The organism is Thioclava sp. ISO4 (assembly GCF_058105145.1).
Genome location: NZ_CM176571.1, coordinates 4,001,098 through 4,020,205, shown reverse-complemented (window position 1 = coordinate 4,020,205; position 19,108 = coordinate 4,001,098). Strand labels below are relative to the sequence as shown.

Annotated in this window: 18 protein-coding genes; 12 read left to right on the top strand and 6 right to left on the bottom strand. The window is 65.2% G+C overall.

Features of this window, described 5'->3' with window-relative positions:
• The first annotated feature begins 124 nt into the window (after window positions 1-124).
• The 3 genes from AC2TZ7_RS19565 to AC2TZ7_RS19555 all read left to right on the top strand — a co-directional run bounded on the left by AC2TZ7_RS19565 (window position 125) and on the right by AC2TZ7_RS19555 (window position 4,679).
• The gene (locus tag AC2TZ7_RS19565; protein ID WP_489865457.1) at window positions 125-1,771 is read left to right on the top strand and encodes an electron transfer flavoprotein-ubiquinone oxidoreductase; all 1,647 of its coding nucleotides are present in this window, start codon (window positions 125-127) and stop codon (window positions 1,769-1,771) included.
• A gap of 165 nt (window positions 1,772-1,936) precedes the next feature.
• A complete protein-coding gene (locus AC2TZ7_RS19560) occupies window positions 1,937-3,811 on the top strand; it encodes a tetratricopeptide repeat protein (RefSeq protein WP_489865456.1) in 1,875 nt (624 codons plus the stop codon).
• Window positions 3,798-4,679 (top strand): 4-(cytidine 5'-diphospho)-2-C-methyl-D-erythritol kinase, encoded by an 882-nt coding sequence (locus AC2TZ7_RS19555; RefSeq protein ID WP_489865455.1) that lies wholly within the window; start codon window positions 3,798-3,800, stop codon window positions 4,677-4,679. The genes AC2TZ7_RS19560 and AC2TZ7_RS19555 overlap by 14 nt, the downstream gene beginning before the upstream one ends.
• 46 nt (window positions 4,680-4,725) lie before the next feature.
• On the opposite strand, the gene AC2TZ7_RS19550 is transcribed toward AC2TZ7_RS19555, so the two are convergent.
• Window positions 4,726-5,760, bottom strand: a complete 1,035-nt coding sequence (locus tag AC2TZ7_RS19550) for a polyprenyl synthetase family protein (protein WP_489865454.1) — start codon at window positions 5,758-5,760, stop codon at window positions 4,726-4,728.
• Window positions 5,761-5,796: 36 nt separating this feature from the next.
• Between AC2TZ7_RS19550 and AC2TZ7_RS19545 the strand changes: the two genes are divergently transcribed.
• The 3 genes from AC2TZ7_RS19545 to AC2TZ7_RS19535 all read left to right on the top strand — a co-directional run bounded on the left by AC2TZ7_RS19545 (window position 5,797) and on the right by AC2TZ7_RS19535 (window position 7,068).
• On the top strand, window positions 5,797-6,009 hold the full coding sequence (locus tag AC2TZ7_RS19545) for a putative signal transducing protein (protein ID WP_075773958.1): 213 nt from the start codon (window positions 5,797-5,799) through the stop codon (window positions 6,007-6,009).
• A 5-nt stretch (window positions 6,010-6,014) separates the two neighbouring features.
• Window positions 6,015-6,782, top strand: coding sequence for a tRNA1(Val) (adenine(37)-N6)-methyltransferase (locus AC2TZ7_RS19540; RefSeq protein ID WP_489865453.1), 768 nt, complete (start codon window positions 6,015-6,017; stop codon window positions 6,780-6,782).
• 118 nt (window positions 6,783-6,900) lie between these two features.
• Window positions 6,901-7,068, top strand: coding sequence for a DUF465 domain-containing protein (locus AC2TZ7_RS19535; protein WP_134331375.1), 168 nt, complete (start codon window positions 6,901-6,903; stop codon window positions 7,066-7,068).
• Between the two features lie 82 nt (window positions 7,069-7,150).
• On the opposite strand, the gene yddG is transcribed toward AC2TZ7_RS19535, so the two are convergent.
• The 4 genes from yddG to AC2TZ7_RS19515 form a co-directional block, all read right to left on the bottom strand.
• Window positions 7,151-8,071: an aromatic amino acid exporter YddG gene (gene yddG / locus AC2TZ7_RS19530; RefSeq protein ID WP_489865452.1), complete on the bottom strand. Its 921-nt coding sequence runs from the start codon at window positions 8,069-8,071 to the stop codon at window positions 7,151-7,153.
• A gap of 67 nt (window positions 8,072-8,138) precedes the next feature.
• Window positions 8,139-8,861: a beta-ketoacyl-ACP reductase gene (locus tag AC2TZ7_RS19525; RefSeq protein ID WP_489865451.1), complete on the bottom strand. Its 723-nt coding sequence runs from the start codon at window positions 8,859-8,861 to the stop codon at window positions 8,139-8,141.
• A 105-nt stretch (window positions 8,862-8,966) separates the two neighbouring features.
• Window positions 8,967-10,142: an acetyl-CoA C-acetyltransferase gene (locus AC2TZ7_RS19520; protein WP_078548959.1), complete on the bottom strand. Its 1,176-nt coding sequence runs from the start codon at window positions 10,140-10,142 to the stop codon at window positions 8,967-8,969.
• Between the two features lie 142 nt (window positions 10,143-10,284).
• Window positions 10,285-11,127, bottom strand: a complete 843-nt coding sequence (locus AC2TZ7_RS19515) for an EAL domain-containing protein (protein ID WP_489865450.1) — start codon at window positions 11,125-11,127, stop codon at window positions 10,285-10,287.
• A gap of 165 nt (window positions 11,128-11,292) precedes the next feature.
• Between AC2TZ7_RS19515 and AC2TZ7_RS19510 the strand changes: the two genes are divergently transcribed.
• Together AC2TZ7_RS19510 and AC2TZ7_RS19505 are read left to right on the top strand one after the other, a co-directional pair.
• The gene (locus tag AC2TZ7_RS19510) at window positions 11,293-12,147 is read left to right on the top strand and encodes a PAS domain-containing protein (RefSeq protein WP_489865449.1); all 855 of its coding nucleotides are present in this window, start codon (window positions 11,293-11,295) and stop codon (window positions 12,145-12,147) included.
• Between the two features lie 20 nt (window positions 12,148-12,167).
• A complete protein-coding gene (locus AC2TZ7_RS19505) occupies window positions 12,168-12,533 on the top strand; it encodes a hypothetical protein (protein ID WP_489865448.1) in 366 nt (121 codons plus the stop codon).
• 225 nt (window positions 12,534-12,758) lie between these two features.
• On the opposite strand, the gene AC2TZ7_RS19500 is transcribed toward AC2TZ7_RS19505, so the two are convergent.
• The gene (locus tag AC2TZ7_RS19500; protein ID WP_489865447.1) at window positions 12,759-13,307 is read right to left on the bottom strand and encodes a TlpA family protein disulfide reductase; all 549 of its coding nucleotides are present in this window, start codon (window positions 13,305-13,307) and stop codon (window positions 12,759-12,761) included.
• A gap of 27 nt (window positions 13,308-13,334) precedes the next feature.
• Here AC2TZ7_RS19500 and argH point away from each other — a divergent pair, with 27 nt between their 5' ends.
• The 4 genes from argH to AC2TZ7_RS19480 all read left to right on the top strand — a co-directional run bounded on the left by argH (window position 13,335) and on the right by AC2TZ7_RS19480 (window position 19,098).
• Window positions 13,335-14,741, top strand: coding sequence for an argininosuccinate lyase (gene argH / locus AC2TZ7_RS19495; RefSeq protein WP_489865446.1), 1,407 nt, complete (start codon window positions 13,335-13,337; stop codon window positions 14,739-14,741).
• Window positions 14,738-14,896 carry a hypothetical protein gene (locus AC2TZ7_RS19490; protein ID WP_165756994.1) on the top strand — a complete coding sequence of 53 codons (159 nt, stop codon included), beginning with the start codon at window positions 14,738-14,740 and terminating at the stop codon, window positions 14,894-14,896. The genes argH and AC2TZ7_RS19490 overlap by 4 nt, the downstream gene beginning before the upstream one ends.
• A 119-nt stretch (window positions 14,897-15,015) precedes the next feature.
• Window positions 15,016-16,281 carry a diaminopimelate decarboxylase gene (gene lysA, locus AC2TZ7_RS19485; protein ID WP_489865445.1) on the top strand — a complete coding sequence of 422 codons (1,266 nt, stop codon included), beginning with the start codon at window positions 15,016-15,018 and terminating at the stop codon, window positions 16,279-16,281.
• Between the two features lie 39 nt (window positions 16,282-16,320).
• Complete coding sequence (locus AC2TZ7_RS19480) at window positions 16,321-19,098, top strand: DUF4175 domain-containing protein (RefSeq protein ID WP_489865444.1); 2,778 nt, start codon at window positions 16,321-16,323, stop codon at window positions 19,096-19,098.
• The last annotated feature ends 10 nt before the right edge of the window (window positions 19,099-19,108 follow it).

Below are 19,108 nucleotides of genomic sequence, written 5' to 3'. Positions count from 1 at the left end.
TGGGGGAGCGGCTGCAATTTGGCGCAAGATTGTTGCGCGGCATCGCAGCGTAACAATTGCCTCGTTACGCGAGGTAGGCTAGGCAGGACGCCAGCTAGGACGACCAGCAAGGGGTTCGACAGACATGACCGACGTGACGCGCGAGTCGATGGAATATGATGTGGTGATCGTGGGCGCGGGGCCTGCAGGGCTTTCGGCGGCGATCCGTCTCAAGCAGATCGACCCGGAGCTCGAGGTCGTCGTGCTCGAGAAGGGCTCGGAAGTGGGCGCGCATATCCTGTCGGGCGCGGTGCTCGACACCAGCGGTCTGGATCAGCTGATCCCCGACTGGAAGGACAAGGGCGCGCCGATCACCGTGCCGGTCAAGAAGGACAATTTCTACATGCTGGGCGAGGCCGGGGCGATGCGCATCCCGAACTGGCCGATGCCGCCCCTGATGTCGAACCACGGCAAATACATCGTCTCGATGGGCAATGTCTGCCGCTGGATGGCCGAGCAGGCCGAAGGTCTGGGCGTCGAGATTTTCCCTGGCATGGCCGCCTCGGAAATCGTCTGGGACGGCGACCGGGTGGCCGGTGTCGTCGCGGGCGAATTCGGCAAGGAAGCCGATGGCACGGAAGGCCCGGGCTACGAGCCGGGCATGGAGCTGCGCGGCAAATACGTGATGATCGCCGAGGGCGTGCGCGGCTCGCTCGCCAAAGTGGTGATGGAGAAGCACAACCTCTCCGACGGTCACTGCCCGCAGAAATTCGGTCTCGGCATGAAGGAAATCTGGGAGATCGATCCGGAGAAGCACCGCGAAGGCACCGTGACCCACACGATGGGCTGGCCTCTGGGCGGCAATGCTGGCGGCGGGTCGTTCATCTACCACCTCGAGAACAATCAGGTCTATGTCGGCTTCGTGGTGCACCTGAACTACGAGAACCCCCATCTCTATCCCTACATGGAGTTCCAGCGCTTCAAGCATCACCCGATGGTCGCGGAACTGCTCGAAGGCGGCAAGCGCGTGGCTTACGGTGCACGGGCGATTTCGGAGGGCGGCTGGCAGTCGATCCCGAAACTGACCGTGCCGGGCGCGGTGCTGCTGGGCTGCTCGGCGGGGCTCGTGAACGTGCCGCGCATCAAGGGCAACCATAACGCGATGCTGTCGGGTATCGCGGCGGCGGAAGCTGCGGCAGAGGCCATCAAGGGCGGTCGTTCGGGCGATGAGCTGACCGAATACGAGGCCGATCTGCGCTCGGGCCCGATCGCGAACGACCTCAAGAAAGTCCGCAACGTGAAGCCGATGTGGTCGAAATGGGGGATGATCCCCTCGCTCGTCCTCGGCGGGCTCGACATGTGGACCAACGACCTCTTCGGCTTCTCGCTGTTCGGCACGCTCAAGCATGGCAAATCGGATGCGAAATCGACCGGCGAGGCGAGCAAGTTCAAACCGATCGACTACCCCAAACCCGATGGCAAGCTGAGCTTCGACCGCCTGACCAATGTCAGCTTCTCCTTCACCAACCATGAAGAGAGCCAGCCTTGCCACCTGCAGCTGAAGGATCCGTCGGTCCCGATCTCGGTGAACCTGCCGAAATATGACGAGCCCGCGCAGCGCTACTGCCCGGCGGGCGTCTACGAGGTGGTCGGCGAGGGCGACGACGCGAAGTTCCAGATCAACTTCCAGAACTGCGTCCACTGCAAGACCTGCGACATCAAGGACCCGAGCCAGAACATCAACTGGACCACCCCGCAGGGCGGCGACGGGCCGAACTACCCGAACATGTGATCGCGAAAGGGGCCTGCGGGCCCCTTTTTCTTTTTCTCCCTCTCTTTGCGCCCATCACAACGCCGTGTCTGCGCAGGCGGCTTCCCGCGTGCGGTGGTACGGCTCATTGTAATGCCCGCATCGCGCCGTTACGCTCGATTTCAACCCGAATGAGAGGACCGTTTCGTGTCGAGTTTGAAGACCCCGCTGCGCCTTGCGCTCTTCGCCCTCTTGATGGGCTCCACCGCGCCGATGCCGCTGCTGGCACAGGATGCGCCCAAGGCGGGCAGCGCCGAAGATGCGGCGCAGGCCGCCGATGACGCCGCCGCGAAAGGCGATGCTGCCGACACCGCGAATGACCCGAGCCCGGCAGAGGCGGGGGCTTATCTCGCCGCGCGCATCGCGTCGCAGCAATTCGATTTCGCCGAGGCCGCGCATTACTACCGTCAGTTGATGGCCAGCGGCGATACCAGCGGCGCGACCGCGGAAGCGACGCTCGTTTCCGAGATCGCGATCGCCGATTTCGACCGCGCCACGCCGCTTGCGCAGCAGATGGTCGAGGCCGGAACCGGCAGCCAGATCGCGGCGCTCACCGCTTTGGCGGCCGATGCGCATGACAAGAACTGGACCGGGGCGCTCGCGCTTCTCGACAGCGGTGCCGATCCCGGGCCGCTCGTGGGCGGTCTGACCAAGGCCTGGGCGCTGGCGGGCGACGGCAAGATGTCCGACGCCTCCGCCGCCTTCGACGAGGTCGGCAAGCAGCAGGGCCTTGCGGCCTTCGCGGGCTTCCACAAGGCGCTCGCGCTGGCGCTGGTCGGCGATTACGAAGGCGCCGATGCGATCCTGAGCGGCGAGCATGGCGAGAAGATCACCTCGACCCGCCGCGGCGTGCTTGCCCATGTCGAAGTGCTCTCGCAGCTCGAGAAGAACAAAGAGGCGCTGAAGCTGATCGAGGATCGCTTCGGCAAGGATCTCGATCCGCAGCTGAAAGATATCCGCAAGAAGCTGGAGGCGAGCGATACGCTGCCCTTCGACGTCGTGCGCAACGCGTCCGACGGCGTGGCGGAGGTCTATTATTCGGTCGCGCAGGCGCTGATCGGGGATGCGCCCGACACGTTCACGCTGGTGCATTCGCGGCTGGCGAACATGATCCGGCCCGACATGGATGACGCGACGCTGCTGACCGCATCGATGCTCGACCAGCAGGGCCAGTACGATCTGGCTATCGAAGCCTATGCCGACATCAAGCCCGACAGCCCGATCTATCACGCCGCCGAAATCGGACGCGCGGAATCGATGGTGCGCGCGGGCCGCAACGATGCGGCGATCGAAGTGCTCGAGAACCTGTCGCGCAGCCGTCCCAACCTCGTGGGCGTCTGGACCGCGCTCGGCGATACGCTGCGTCGCGAGAGCCGTTTTGCCGAGGCCGCGAGTGCCTATGACAAGGCGATCGACCTGCTCGGCCAGCCCGAGCCGAAGGACTGGTTCGTCTGGTATTCGCGCGCCATCGCGCAGGAACGCTCGGGCAATTGGGACGAGGCCGAGAAGGGCTTCCGCGAGGCGCTGCGCCTTTCGCCCGATCAGCCTTCGGTGCTGAACTATCTGGGCTATTCCTACGTGGACAAGGGCGAGAATCTCGACGAGGCGCTCGACATGATCCGCAAGGCCGCCGCCGAGCGTCCGGATGCGGGCTTCATCATCGACAGTCTCGGCTGGGCGCTGTTCAAGCTTGGCCATTATCAGGAGGCGGCACAAAAGATGGAGCGCGCCGTGGAGCTCGAGCCGCGCGATCCGCTGCTCAACGACCACCTGGGCGATGTGCTCTGGGCCGTGGGCCGTCAGCGCGAGGCGAAATTCCAGTGGCGCCGCGCGTTGTCCTTCGCGACCGACGATGCGGAGACCACCGAGGAGCTCGATCCCGACGCGATCCGCCGAAAGATCGAGGTGGGTCTGGATCAGCTGCGTAAGGAGCAGGGTCTGCCGCCGCTCGAGGATAAGGGCCCGAGCAAGGATACTGCTCAGGCCGCCCCCGAAACGCCCGCGAGCGATGCGAATAATTGACGCCTTCGCGCCGGCGAAGATCAACCTGACGCTTCATGTCACCGGCCAGCGGGCCGATGGCTATCACCTGCTCGACAGCCTCGTGGCCTTCGGGCCGATGGGCGACCGGCTGGTGCTACGCGAGAGCGACGCGCTTTCGCTCAGCGTGGCTGGACCGGAGGCGGCGGGCGTGCCTGCCGATCCATCGAACCTCGCGCTGAAGGCCGCGTCCCTCCTGTCGCGCCCGGCGGGGCAGGGGGCCGAGATCCATCTCGACAAGCATCTGCCGCCCGCCTCGGGCATTGGCGGAGGATCGTCGGACGCGGCGGCTGCGCTGCGCGCGCTGGCTGCGCTTTGGGGCCAGCCCCTTCCGGCAGAGACCGCACAGCTTGGGGCAGACGTGCCGATGTGCCTGACGCCGCAGCCCCAGCGCGTGCGCGGTATCGGCGAGACGCTCGACCCCGTTGCCCTGCCGCCGCTGCCCGCGCTTCTGGTTAATCCGCGCGTGGAGGTGCCGACGCCTGCGATCTTCAAAGGGCTCGATTCGAAGGACAATCCCCCGATGCCGGAAGCGCTTCCGAGCTTCACTGGCGCGCCCGATTGCATCGACTGGCTCGCGACCCAGCGCAATGACCTGCAAGCCCCTGCTATCGCGTCCGCCCCGGTGATCGGGGAGGTTCTCGACGGGCTCATGACGCTGCCCGGCTGCCGCCTCGCGCGGATGTCGGGCTCGGGCGCCACCTGTTTCGCGCTGTTCGAAACGCTGGATGGGGCGCAGGCCGCCGAGGCGATGCTGGCCCAACGTCGCCCCGACTGGTGGCGCGCGTCCGGCATGCTCGGCGATCAGACGCAAAAGGCGCAGCCCCAAAGCCGCGCCTCTTCTTCTTGATCGAAATATCCCGGGGGGAGCCCGCAGGGCGGGGGGCAGAGCCCCCTCAGCGCAGCCGCGCCACCACGTAATCCGCCAGATCGTCGAGCATTTGCCGCAGCTCGCTCTCGGGCAGAACCTTGAGCCGCTCGCGCCCGCGATCGGCCCATTCGAGGGCTGCCGCGCGGGTCTCTTCCAGCGCGCCGGTCGCGTGCAGCAGCTCCAGCGCATGCTCCAGATCGCCCTCGCGCTGGTCGCCCTTGTCGATGGTGCGGGTCCAGAAGGCGCGGGCGTCCGCGTCGGCTTTCGCCAGCGCCTTGATCAGCGGCAGGGTCAGCTTGCGCTCGCGGAAATCGTCGCCCACATTCTTGCCCATCGTCTCGGCATCGCTGAGATAATCCAGCAGATCGTCGACCACCTGGAAGGCAATCCCGAGGCTTTCGCCGTAATCGTGCAGCGCCGCGATCTGATCCTCCGGCGCACCGGCCAGAACCGCGCCCGCCTCGGTCGCCGCCGAGAACAGCGCCGCGGTCTTGCCGCGCACCACCTTGTAATAGGTGTCCTCGGTCGTGTTCAGGTCTTCCGCGGCCGACAGTTGCAGCACCTCGCCCTCGGTGATGACGGCGGAGGCGTTCGACAGAATCGACAGAACCCGCAGGTTGTCAGTATCCGTCATCAGCTGGAACGACCGCGCGAAAAGGTAATCGCCAACGAGCACGCTCGACTTGTTGTCCCAGAGCAGGTTCGCGGTCGGGCGGCCCCGGCGCTGCTTGCTTTCGTCGACCACATCGTCATGCAGCAGCGTCGCGGTATGGATGAACTCGACCGCCGCCGCGAGGTTGTGATGCAGGCTGCCCTCGTAGCCGCACAGCCGCGCCGCCGCGACGGTCAGCATCGGCCGCAGCCGTTTGCCGCCCGCGCCGACCAGATGGGCGGTCACTTCGGGGATACGCGGCGCGTTTTCCGAAGCCATGCGCTCGGCGATCAGCGTATCCACCGCCGCCATGTCGCTGGCCAAGGCTTCCGCGAGCCGGTCATGCGGTTTCGCCGTGTTGTCGGGCTTGTCGTCGAGGCTCATGTTCATCCCTTCGATCTGCCTCATCTCGACAGCCCTCGCAAGGGGCCGTAAGTGAGGGATATGAAAGAGCTACTGCGCAGCACGGACCCGGTGAAACTGGCCATGGCGACCGCCCTTCTCGAGGGCGAGGGTATAAGCACGTTTCAACTCGACGTCCATACGAGCGTGCTGGAAGGCTCGCTCGGAATCCTTCCGCGCCGCCTGATGGTGCGCGACAGCGACATGTTCATGGCGCAGGCGGTTCTGCGCGATAACGAGATAAAATCGGATTGATGCCCATGGATCGGTTCGGGCCCGAGGATCTGACAGTCGATGGCTTTCTCGGCGGGCGGTTGCGCATCGCCCAGCCGCGCGCGGGCTACCGTGCGGCGATGGACCCGGTCCTGCTCGCGGCGGCCTGTCCGGCGCAGGCGGGCCAGTCGGTTCTGGAGCTCGGCTGCGGGGCCGGGGTGGCGAGCCTGTGTCTTGGCTGGCGGGTGTCGGGGCTTGCGCAAAGCGGGTTGGAGCTGCAGCCCGCCTATGCGGATCTCGCGCGGCGCAACGCGGCGGATAACGGGATCGCGCTGGAGGTGATCGAAGGCGATCTGGCGCAGATGCCCGCCGATCTCCGGGCGCGTAGCTTCGATCACGTCATCGCCAACCCCCCCTATTTCGGGCCCGAGGACGGCACGCCCGCCGCCGATCCCGGCCGCGAGCGTGCGCAGCGCGAGGCGACGCCGATCAGCGCATGGCTCGACGCGGGGCTGCGGCGGCTCAAGCCCGAGGGGCGGATCACGCTGATCCAGCAGGCCGACCGTCTGGCGGATCTGCTGGTGGGTCTGCACGGGCGGGCCGGCGCGATCACCGTTCTGCCGATCGCCCCCCGCACAGGGCGCGCGGCGCGGCGGGTGATCGTCACGGCTCGCAAAGGCGCGCGGACGCCGCTGCAGCTTCTGGCGCCGCTGATCCTGCATTCGGCGCCGGTGCATTCACGTGACGCAGAGGATTTGACGGATATTGCGCGCGAAATCCTGCGTGAAGGTCAAAAATTGCCGATTCCGCGTTAACGCTTTCGCAAGATTTCGCGAAAATGCTGGGGATAACCCGTCGCTATACGACATTTCCGTGACACGACTCAAAACCTGTGCTGCAATCGACGGGCTGACAACTGGAGAGGAGACTGCCATGTCGCTTGGTTCGCATATCACCGAACTTCGCAAAAAACATGAGGCTCTGTCGATGGAGGTCGAGCGCGCTGCGCGCAGACCCGGCATCGACGATCTCGAAATCGCTCAGATGAAAAGGCAAAAACTTAGGCTGAAAGAGGAAATCCGCCGCCTCGAAACGGCCTGAGGGCCCTCCCACGAGTTTAACCGGGCCGTCCTTCGGGGCGGCCCGTCTCTTTTTAAAAGGTCCGTTCGAGGAGGGCGCCGACTCAGACCGAACCTTTCCGCGGCAGATCCTGCCCGGTCATATCCGGCGGAGGGGGCGCGGCGCGCCGACGCCGACCGCCAAGCGCCGCAAGCCCCGCGCCCCCGGCGATCATCGCCGCCGCGATCAGTAGGGTAGGCCGCGCACTCGCGATCCCGACCGCGACCAGCACCAGCGTCGAGACCAGCGGGGCCGCATAGGAGGCCGTGCCCAGCAGCTGGATATCGCCGCGCTTCACGCCAAGATCCCATGTGTAGAAGGCAAGCCCGACCGGCCCCAGCCCCAAGCCGATCACCGAGGCCCAGCCGAGCGCGCTTTGTGGCCAGATCGTCGGCTCCAGCGCCAGATGGGCGACGGCCGACAGGGCCGCGCTCGCGAGGCAATAGACTGCGACCGCCGCCGTCGGCACCGCGCCGAAGCGCCGCGACAGCAGCGAGTAGCTCGACCATGTCAGCGCGCAGATCAGCGCCAGCCCATAGCCGGGCAGCGCCGCCGGATCGGCGGAAATCCCGCCCCCGAGGATCAGCGCCGCGCCCCCGAAGGCAAGCACCGCCCCCGCGACATGCCAAAGCGTCAGCCGCTCGCCGGGCAGCAGTCCTGAAAACAGCACGATCAGCAGGGGCCAGAGATAAGCGATCAGCCCGGCCTCGGCCGGGGGCGCAAGGCGCAGCGCCGAGAAATAGAGGAAATGATAGCCGAACAGCCCCGCCGTCCCGGAGAGATAAACCTTCCACGACACGTGCCGCAACTGCCCCAGCGCACCGGTCGCCACCAGCCAGATCACGCCCACCGCGCCGCCCAACGCGAAACAGAGCGCATTCAGCATCAGGGGCGGCACCGGGGCCGATCCCACCGTAAACAGTGCCAGCAGCGCCCAAAGCAATACCGCCGTGAACCCGATCGAAGTGGCCTTGCCGCGTGTCATGCTGTCCCCGCCAAAACAAAGAGGCCCGCAAAATGCGGGCCTCCGTCGAGAATGCCAAGAGGCGAAATCAGATGAAATACTGACCGCCATTCGCGGTGATCGTCGAGCCGGTGATGAAGCCCGCATCGTCGGATGCGAGGAACACCACGCAGCGCGCGATTTCTTCGGGCTCGCCCAGACGCCCGACCGGGATCTGGCCGATGATCGACTCGCGCACCTTCTCTGGCACCGCCATGACCATCTCGGTCGCGATATAGCCGGGGCAGATCGCGTTCACCGTGATGCCCGCGCGTGCGCCTTCCTGCGCCAGCGCCTTGGTGAAGCCCAGATCGCCCGCCTTCGCCGCCGAGTAATTCGCCTGCGCGAACTGACCCTTCTGGCCGTTGATCGAGGAGATGTTCACGACCCGGCCGAACTTGCGCTCGCGCATCTTCGTCCAGAGCGGATGGGTCATGTTGAAGATGCCGCTGAGATTGGTGTCGATCACCTGGGTCCACTGCTCGCGGGTCATCTTGTGGAACGGCGCGTCGCGGGTAATGCCCGCGTTGTTCACCAGAACGTCGATCGGGCCGACCTCGGATTCGATCTGCTCGATCCCCGCCGCGCAGGCGTCGTAATCCGCGACCGACCATTTGTAGGTCTTGATCCCCGTCTCCTCGGTGAACTTGGCCGCAGCCTCGTCATTGCCGGCATAGTTCGCGACGACCGTGTAGCCCGCCGCCTGAAGCGCCTTCGAGATCGCCGCGCCAATGCCGCGCGATCCGCCGGTGACCAATGCAACTCTCGCCATGATTCCTCCTCCAAATGGAATGCTCTTGAAATGCTGTTACCGAAAATGACAAGAGCGCGCAACAAAGTTGCGCGCTCTTTTTGCAGATGCAGCATTTTTTTGCCGTTAGAGGCCTTCAATGCACATTGCGACGCCCATACCGCCACCGATGCAGAGCGTGGCGAGGCCTTTTTTCGAGCCCTGACGCTTCATCTCGAACAGCAGGGTGTTGAGGATTCGCGCGCCGCTGGCGCCGATCGGGTGGCCGATGGCGATGGCGCCGCCATTGACGTTCACCTTGCTGACGTCCCAACCCATGTCCTTGTTCACCGCGCAGGCTTGCGCCGCGAAGGCCTCGTTGGCTTCGATCAGGTCGAGATCGGAGGCTTTCCAGCCAGCCTTCTCAAGCGCCTTGCGCGAGGACGGGATCGGGCCGCAGCCCATGATCGACGGGTCGAGCCCGGCGGTCGCGTAGGAGGCAATGCGGGCCAGCGGCGTGAGCCCGCGCTTCTCGGCCTCTTCCTCCGACATCAGCAGCACCGCGGCCGCACCGTCATTGATGCCGCTCGCGTTGCCCGCGGTCACCGAGCCGTCCTTGGCGAAGGCCGGGCGCAGCTTCTGCATGTTCTCGATCGTCGCGCCGTGGCGGATATATTCGTCCTGATCCACGACCGTGTCGCCCTTGCGCGTCTTCACGGTGAAGGCGGCGATCTCGTCGGCGAATTTGCCGGCCTTCTGCGCGGCCTCAGCCTTGTTCTGCGAAGCCAGCGCGAATTCGTCCTGCATCTCGCGCGAAATCTGCCACTGGGTCGCGACATTCTCGGCGGTCTGGCCCATGTGATAGCCGTTGAACGCGTCCCACAGCCCGTCCTTGATCATCGAGTCGATCATCTTCATGTCGCCCATCTTCTGACCCGCGCGCAGATGCGCGACATGGGGGCTGAGCGACATGCTTTCCTGACCGCCCGCGACGACGATATCGGCATCGCCGCACATGATATGCTGGGCGCCGAGCGCGACCGTGCGCAGGCCCGAACCGCAGACTTGGTTGATCGACCAGGCGGCGCTTTCGATCGGCAGGCCCGCGTTGATATGGGCTTGGCGGGCGGGGTTCTGGCCTTGGCCCGCGGTCAGCACCTGACCGAGGATCGTTTCGGACACATCGGACTTCTCGATCCCGGCGCGGGCGACGACGGCCTCGATCACGGCGGCGCCGAGGTCATGTGCGGGCGTATTGGCAAACGCACCCAAAAACGAGCCAACCGGCGTACGCGCGGCCGAGACGATGACGACATTGGTCATGGGATCCTCCTCATCACTTAAGCGGGCGCGAAAGCGCGTCCGTTCTGCTGCTGCGCAGCATGGCGGAAGGGAACGAGAGGTCAAGCTTAATCCCGTCGCTCGGGAAATTGTTAACGCAACTTTATTGCGCTCTGGCATGGGGTCATGCGCGTCTCCGTTGCGGTTCGCGAGACTCGCTCCACGGGGGGTGGATCGTCGGCGCGCCGAAGCAATAGCCCTGCATGCAATCAACGCCGAGGCTTGCCACATATTCGGCATCCTCCAGCGACTCGACCGCTTCGGCGATTGTGAACATCTCGAAATGGCGCGCCACGTCGAGCAGCGATTTCGTCAGCGCCTGATTGTCCGGATCGTGCGAGATGCCGCGAATGAACTGCCCATCGACCTTGATGATGTCGAAGTAGAAATCCCGCAGATAGCGGAGAGACGTGTAGCCCGCCCCGAAATCGTCGAGCGCGAAACTGACGCCGCGCGCCTGCAAATCCTCCATGAAGACGCTGACCAGCTCGGGAATTTCCATCGCCGAGCTTTCGGTAATCTCCAATATGAGACGCTCGCCGACGGTTTCATCGACCGCGAGGCCGCGATTGAGAACCTTGGTCCAGGGCGCGTAGCCGATCGAGCGCGCCGACATATTGACCGCCAGGCGCAGATCCGGACGCCCGAGGAGCGCTTTCAGCCCCAGTTCAAGCGAGAGGCAATCGAGTTTCCGCCCGACCTCCGTCCGTTCGATCGCATTGATGAATTCCTTCGCGGGAATGATGCGCCCGCGATCGTCGAGAACCCGGATCAGGCCTTCGTAAAACGCGGGTCGGTCGGGGCGACAGGTCTGGATCACGGGCTGATAGGCCAGCATGACGTCATGCCGGTCTATCGCCGCGCGCACCATGGCCAAGGCCTGCCGGCTTTGCTCGGCAGCCGCAAAGCTCAGCGGGCTATCTTCGTCACGATGCACCGGCATGGTCCTCGCGTCTCGATTCGTCATCTGCCCCTCCTTCGCCTTCGAGCCAAGCATCCGCGCAAGCGCCTAAGAAGCGGTAAAGACCGGGAAATACGCCGGACTCGTGGTTAACGGGAAATTCGCATCTGGCGTTAAGTCGATGGTAACCGGCAGGTGCCTAGGGTGGACCTCGATGGAACAGAATGGGCGATGACGAAAATGGGGCAGCCGGGACTGCGCGGCACCAACGAGGTGCCTTTCGCGCTGGAAGAATTGTTCTACTCGCGCACCGATACGCGCGGGGTGATCCAATCGGGCAACGAGATTTTTCGGCGCACCGCGGGGTTCGAGTGGTCCGAGATGATCGGGGCGCCGCATAAGATCGTGCGTCATCCCGATACGCCGCGAGCGGTGTTCAGGGTGCTTTGGGATGCGCTGAAAAAAGGCTATCCCATGGGCGCCTATGTGAAGAACAAGGCGAAAGGCGGCGGGTGGTATTGGGTCTTCGCGGTCGTCATGCCGATCGAGGGGGGCTACCTCTCGGTCCGGCTGAAACCGACGAGCGAGCTGTCCGATGAAATCCACCAGCTCTACCGTGATCTCTCTGCGCGCGAACGGGCGGAGTCACTCGACCCGGAGGAGAGCGCGACGCTGCTGCGTGATTTCGCGGAGCGTGGCGGTTATTCCAGCTACACCGCCTTCATGGCCTATGCGCTGGCGCTTGAGCTTACCGAACGGGATCGCCGCCTCAATCGAAATGCCGATGAGAATACGCGGATGCTGGCCGAATTGAACACCGCGATGGGGCGGCTCACGAAGGAGCAATTCGGACTTCTACGCAGTTTCGAAGCATTACAATCCGTGCCGAACAACATGCGGATCGTCGCCTCGCGGCTCGAGCCGTCCGGTGGGCCGGTGTCTGCGATCTCGGAAAACTACAAAGCCTCCTCCGCTGTGATCTCGGAGCGGCTGCGCAAATTCGTTGCCGGTCGCGGTAATCTCTGCGGTCAGATGGCCTTTCAGGTCGCGCGCGCCGTGTTCCAACTGGGCTGCGGCGCGTCCTAAACGAAATGAGTACCAACTTCATGGGCGAAGAGGTGCAGAATGATCAGCCTCGAGAGGACGAACGCGCTTTGCTGCAGTCGCTCGTCACCAAAGGCACTGCCGATGCGAATGCCGCGATGCGTCAAGCGGCCGAACTCGCCGACGATATGATGAACCAAAGCCGAGACATTCGTCGCCAGTTGCTCGGGCTCGACACGATCCGCGTCCTTGGGCGCGTCGAGTGTGGGCGCATGCGGGATGCAAATGGCGGCCTCGCGGCTACGATCGACCAGCTCGACAGTTTCCATGACGATATCAAAGGGCGTCTTGAGGCCATCCTGGCCCTGTCAGAAGAGATCGAACATTGGCTAGGGCGCTACCTGCGCGCGGGGAGAAGCGCAGCGTGAGGCTTGGCAGACCCGAGCGCCAAGGAAAACAATCTGCGTAGAACCGTGTAGAACATGGTTCGCGCGGGCAGAGACGTGGCTGGAAGTTCAGGTGCAGCCCGGAAGCCGGGCTCTGCAGAATGTTTCGACACGCGGAACCGGTTGCGCGGGATGCGATCGAAGAACGGGCGGCAACGGAAAACCGGCCCGGTGGCAAACGCCCGCGGCAGTCACGCAACTCTGCGCTTACTTCTCGTCGATCAGCGCCTCAATGACCTTCTTCGCCTCGGGCGAATCCCATTCCGCGCCGCCGATCATCCGGCCGACCTCATGGCCGTTCTTGTCGACCAGAATCGAGACCGGAAGCCCAAGAACGCCCATCGCGCGGGCGGCGAAATTGGCGTCGTCGTGGAAGCGGGGCAGGGCGTCGATGCCTTCCTTGTCGAAGAAGGCGGCGACTTTCTCGGGCGAGTTCGAGCCGCCCGTGGCAATCGTCATCACCTGAAACCCATTCTCGCCGAACTCTTTTTGCAGCGCATTCAGCGAGGGCATTTCCTCGCGGCAGGGCGGGCACCACGTCGCCCAGAAGTTGATCAGCACCACCTTGCCTTCGAAATCTTTCATCGAATGCTCTTCGCCGCTTTCATCGGTCACCGTGAAGGGCGGCAGCGGCAGCGGTTCGTCATAGGTGACGAGGGATTCCATCTGCCCCGATTTCACCGCATCTAGATCCGCGGCCTGCGCAACATTTGCACCCAGCGCCAGCGCCGTATAAAGGACGAGAAACCGTAACATATAGCCTCCTAGCAAGGGCCTCAGACCATGACCGATCAGACCGACGAGAACAAGTCCTCCAACGCGATGTGGGGCGGGCGTTTCGCCGCGGGACCTGACGCGATCATGGAGGCGATCAACGCCTCGATCGGGTATGACCAGCGGCTCTACGCGCAGGACATCCGCGGCAGCCGAGCCCACGCCGCGATGCTCGCCGCGCAAGGCATCATTAGTGATAAGGACGCCGAGGTGATCGGAGAAGGTTTGCTCACGGTTTTGTCAGAAATCGAAGCGGGCGGATTTCCCTTCTCGACCGCGCTCGAGGACATCCACATGAATGTCGAGGCGCGGCTGAAGGAAGTCATCGGCGAACCGGCGGGGCGGCTGCACACGGCGCGGTCGCGCAACGATCAGGTCGCGACCGATTTCCGCCTCTGGGTCCGCGAGCAATGCGACGCCGCGATCTCGGGTCTCGACACGCTGATCCGCGCTGCGCTGACCCGGGCCGAAGACGGCGCCGATTGGGTCATGCCCGGCTTCACCCATCTGCAGACCGCGCAGCCGGTGACCTTCGGCCATCACATGATGGCCTATGTCGAGATGTTCGCGCGCGACAAATCCCGCTTTGAAGACGCGCGCAAACGGATGAACGAATGCCCGCTGGGGGCTGCGGCGCTTGCCGGCACGGGATTTCCGATCGACCGCCACGCGACGGCCGAGGCGCTGGGCTTCGACCGGCCGATGGCGAACTCGCTCGACGCGGTGTCGGATCGCGATTTCGCGCTGGAATTCCTCTCGGCCGGGTCGATCTGCGCGGTCCACATGTCGCGCCTCGCCGAAGAGCTGGTGATCTGGTCCTCGGCGCAGTTCCGCTTCGTGGCGATGTCGGACAAGTGGTCGACGGGCTCTTCGATCATGCCGCAAAAGCGCAACCCGGACGCGGCAGAGCTGATCCGCGCCAAGATCGGGCGCATCCTCGGGGCCTCGGTCGCGCTGTTCACCGTGATGAAGGGGCTGCCGCTCGCCTATTCCAAGGACATGCAGGAAGACAAGGAGCAGGTCTTCGACGCCGCCGACAACTTGATGCTCGCGCTTGCCGCGATGGCGGGGATGATCGGCGATATGACGGTGAACGCGGACAAGCTGGAGGCTGCGGCTTCGGGCGGGTTCTCGACCGCGACCGATCTGGCCGACTGGCTGGTGCGCGAGGCGGGGCTGCCCTTCCGCGACGCTCACCACGTCACCGGCTCGCTGGTCGCGATGGCCGAGGAAAAAGGCTGCGATCTCCCCGATCTGAGCCTCGAGCAGATGCAGTCGATCAATCCGGCGATCACCGAGAGCGTCTTCGACGTGCTCGGGGTTCACAACTCGGTCGCCTCGCGCCAATCTTACGGCGGAACCGCGCCCGATCAGGTGCGCGCGCAGATCGCTCGCTGGAAGGAACAGCTTGGATGAAATTCGCGGCTCCGTTCCTGCTGATCGGTCTGCTTGGCGCCTGTGCCGCCGATCCGGAGCTACACACACATGTCGGCATCAACCGTGACGGCATCAAAGTTTATCCCGCCGCGACGGCGCGCGTTGGCATCATGACCCTTTCGGTGACCCCATGACCAAGACCCTGACCCTCGCCCTGACGCTTCTTCTCTCGCTCGCCGCCTGCGGTGTCGACGGCCCGCCCGTCCCGCCGTCCGAGGCGGATGGTAACCAGTCCCAGTAATCGAGACCTCTCATGGATCATTTCCTCTATCGCGACGGCGTCCTTCATGCAGAGGATGTGCCGATCCCCGAGATCGCGGCCGCTATCGGCACGCCTTTCTACGTCTATTCGACCGCGACGCTGGAGCGCCATTTCAAGCTGTTCGAAGAGGCGCTTGGCTGGACCGATCACCTGATCTGCTTCGCGATTAAGTCGAACTCGAACCTCGCGGTGCTGAAAGTTCTGGGCGATATGGGCGCGGGGATGGATGTGGTCTCGGGCGGCGAATATCGCCGGGCGCGGGCGGCTGGCGTGCCGGGGGATCGCGTTGTCTTCTCGGGCGTGGGCAAGACCCGCGAGGAGATCGCTTACGTCCTCGAGAACGGTATCCGCCAGTTCAACGTCGAATCCGAGCCGGAGCTGCTGGCGATCTCGGAAATCGCCGCGTCGATGGGCGTCACCGCGCCGATCGCGCTGCGGGTGAACCCGGATGTGGACGCAAAAACTCATGAGAAAATCGCGACCGGCAAATCCGAGAACAAGTTCGGCATTCCGATCGCCAAGTCCCGCGCGGTCTATGCCGAGGCGGCCCAGTTGCCCGGCATCGAGGTCGTGGGCATCGACGTGCATATCGGCTCGCAGCTGACCGATCTGGAGCCTTTCGAGGCCGCCTTCCTCAAGGTCCGCGAACTGACCGAGGCGCTGCGCGCAGATGGCCACGATATCCGCCGTCTCGACCTTGGCGGCGGTCTTGGCATTCCCTACGAGCGGTCGAACTCCGCCCCGCCGCTGCCCATCGAATACGGGCAGGTGATTCAGCGCACCGTCGGCGATCTGGGCTGCGAGATCGAGATCGAACCGGGCCGCCTGATTTCGGGAAATGCCGGGCTGTTGGTCACCTCGGTGATCTGGCTGAAAGAGGGCGAGGGGCGCGATTTCCTCATTCTCGACGCGGCGATGAACGACCTCGTGCGGCCCTCGATGTATGGCGCGCATCACGACATCGTCCCGGTGATCGAAGCCGCGCCGGGCACCGAATCCGCGCCTTTCGACATCGTCGGCCCGGTTTGCGAGACCGGCGACACCTTCGCCAAGGCGCGCAATCTGACGCCGCTCGGCCCGGGCGATCTGGTCGCCTTCCGCTCGGCGGGGGCCTACGGCGCGGTCATGTCGTCGGAATATAATTCGCGCCCGCTGATCCCCGAGGTTCTGGTGCGCGGCGGCGAATTCGCTCTCATTCGGGCAAGACCGAGCTTTGAGGAAATGCTCTCCCGCGATACGATCCCGGAGTGGCTCTGATCCGTAGGAAGGGAATCGGGGCCGACGGATAGGGAGAGTATGCCGGTCAGGAACTGGTTCAGCAAAGCTTCGCGCGACGCGGCGACGAAGGAGGACGGGCAGGCCGCTCTGGCCCCGCTCTCCCGGCCTATTGCGCTCACTCATGCCGGCATGATCGTCGAGCGGGGGCTGCGCGCCTTCTGGCCGCTTCTCTCCGTTCTCGCGCTGATCGCCACCGCCATCGCCTTCGCGCTGCCCGCCTATCTGGGCCCGGGCGGGCGCTGGTTCTGGCTGGTTGCGCTGATCTCGTCGCTCGCCGCGCTGGCATGGGGCGCGTGGCGGATGCGCTGGCCGCGCCGCACGGATGCGATCGCGCGGCTCGATGCGACGCTGCCGGGCCGCCCGCTTTCCGCGCTGACCGACGAGATGGCGCTGGGGCAGAACGATCCCGCCGCCCGCGCGCTCTGGATGGCGCATCTGCGGCGCATGGCCAAGGCCGCGCAGGCCGCCCGCGCGCCGCGTCCGAAACCCGATCTCGCCCGCCGCGATCCCTACGCGCTGCGTCTGACCGCGCTGACGGCCTTGGTCGTCGCGGTGATCTTCGGCGTGCCGCAGCGGCTCTTGCATCCGACCGAGGGGCTGCCGACGCCGGCGGGCTCTGCCGAGGCCGCGATGGGGCCAAGCTGGGAAGGCTGGGCCGCGCCGCCGCGCTATACCGGCAAGCCGGGGCTCTATCTGAACAAGGTCGAGGGCGACGAGCTGATCGTGCCCGAAGGCACCCGCTTCTCGATCCGGCTGTATGGCGCGTCCGGCGCGATTGGCTTTTCCGAGAGCGTCTCGAACCCGGCCGCGCTGCCCGAACAGGGTGCGGCGCAAACCGCCAGCGGCATCGAGACCCGCGAATTCGAGGCCGTCCGCGACGGGCTTCTGGAGTTCAAAGGCCCCGCCGCGCGGCGCTTCAACGTGGTGGTGCGCCCCGACGAGGCGCCCTCGGTCGCGCTGGCTGGCACGCCGGATCGCCGCGCCGATGGCAAGCTGAGCCTGCCCTTCACTGCGCAGGACGATTATGCCGTGACCAAGGGCCATGCGGTGATTTCGCTCGATCTGGCGAAGGTCGATCGCCGCTACGGTCTGCAAATCCCGCCCGAGCCGCGCGACGATCTGATCTATGATCTGCCGCTGCCGATTTCCGGATCGCGGGCCGATTTCACCGAGAGCCTCGTCGAGGATGCCGCGAAGCATCCTTGGGCGAATCTGCCGGTGAAACTGACGCTGGATGTCGAGGACGGGCGCGGCCAGACCGGCACTTCCGGCACGCAGGAGATCATCCTGCCCGGCAAGCGCTTCTTCGACCCGCTCGCCTCTGCCCTGATCGAAGTGCGTCGGGATCTGCTGTGGTCGCGCGACAATCGCTCCTATGCCGATCAGCTTCTGCGGGCGATCTCGAACCGCCACGAAGGCTTCATCAAGCGCGAGGACGTGTATCTGATGATCCGCCTCGTGATCGGGCGGCTCGACGATCCCGACCTGTCCTCCGAGGCCCGCGACGAGATTGCCGAGGCGCTGTGGAAGATGGCGGAGCTGGTCGAGGATGGCGGCTTGGCGGATGCGCTGGCCGCGATGCAGAAGGCGCAGGAAAAGCTCTCCGAGGCGATCCGCAACGGCGCCTCGAAGGACGAGATCGCCAAGCTCATGCAGGAGCTGAAAGAGGCGACCGACAATTACATCCGGATGCTTGCCGAGCGCTCGCAGGAGCAGGAACAGGGCCCGCAATTCGGTCAGCAGCCGCAGCAGGGCCAGCAGATCACCGGCGACCAGATCCAGCAGATGATGGACCAGATCCAGAAGCTGATGGAGGAGGGCCGGATGGCCGAGGCGCAGGAGCTGCTCGACCAGCTCGCGCGGATGATGGAGAACCTCAAGGTCCAGCAAGGGCAGGGCGGTCAGGGCGACATGCCGGGCGGTCAGGCGATGCGCGACATGCAAGATACGCTGCGCAAGCAGCAGGAGCTGTCCGACGATGCGTTCCGCGACCTGCAGGACCAGTTCATGACCCCGGAGGAGCGCCAGCAGCAGGCCGAGAACGGTCGGCAGGGCCAGCAAGGTCAGCAAGGACAACAGGGCCAGCAGCAGGGTCAGGACGGTCAACAAGGCCAGCAGGGCGAGCAAGGCCAACAAGGTCAGGGCCAGCAGCCCGGCGACCAGCCCGGTCAGGGCCAAGGCCAGGACGGGCAGGCGCAGCGCGACGGTCAGGGGCAGGGCGACCAGCCCGGCGTGAACGGCGGGCAGGGCGGCGTGGATGGTCAAAGCCTCGCGGATCGCCAGCGCGCACTGCGCCGCGAACTCGACCGCCAGCGCGGGCTGCTGCCGGGCTTCGGCAACGAGGCGGGCCAGCAGGCCGAGAAGCGTTTCGACGACGCCGGGCGCGCAATGGATCAGGCCGAGGAAGCGCTGCGCGAGGGCGACAATTCGGCGGCGATCGACCGTCAGGCTGACGCGATCGAGGCGCTGCGCGAAGGGATGCGCGCGTTGGGCGAGGCGATGCGCAACGAACAGGCGCGCCGCGACGGTCAGCAGCCCGGACAGCAGGGCAATCAGCAGGCGGGCCAACCCGGGCAACTGGGCGGGCGCGAGATGCCGCGCGATCCGCTCGGCCGCGCGCAGGGCGAGGGCAACCAGCTTGGCACGGATCGTCAGATGCTCAACGGCGAGGATGTCTATCGCCGGGCGCAGGATCTGCTCGATGAAATCCGCCGCCGCTCGGCCGATCGTCTGCGCCCCGAGGAAGAGCTCGACTACCTCAAGCGGCTGCTCGATCAGTTCTCGAATGCGGGCTGACGCCGCGCGC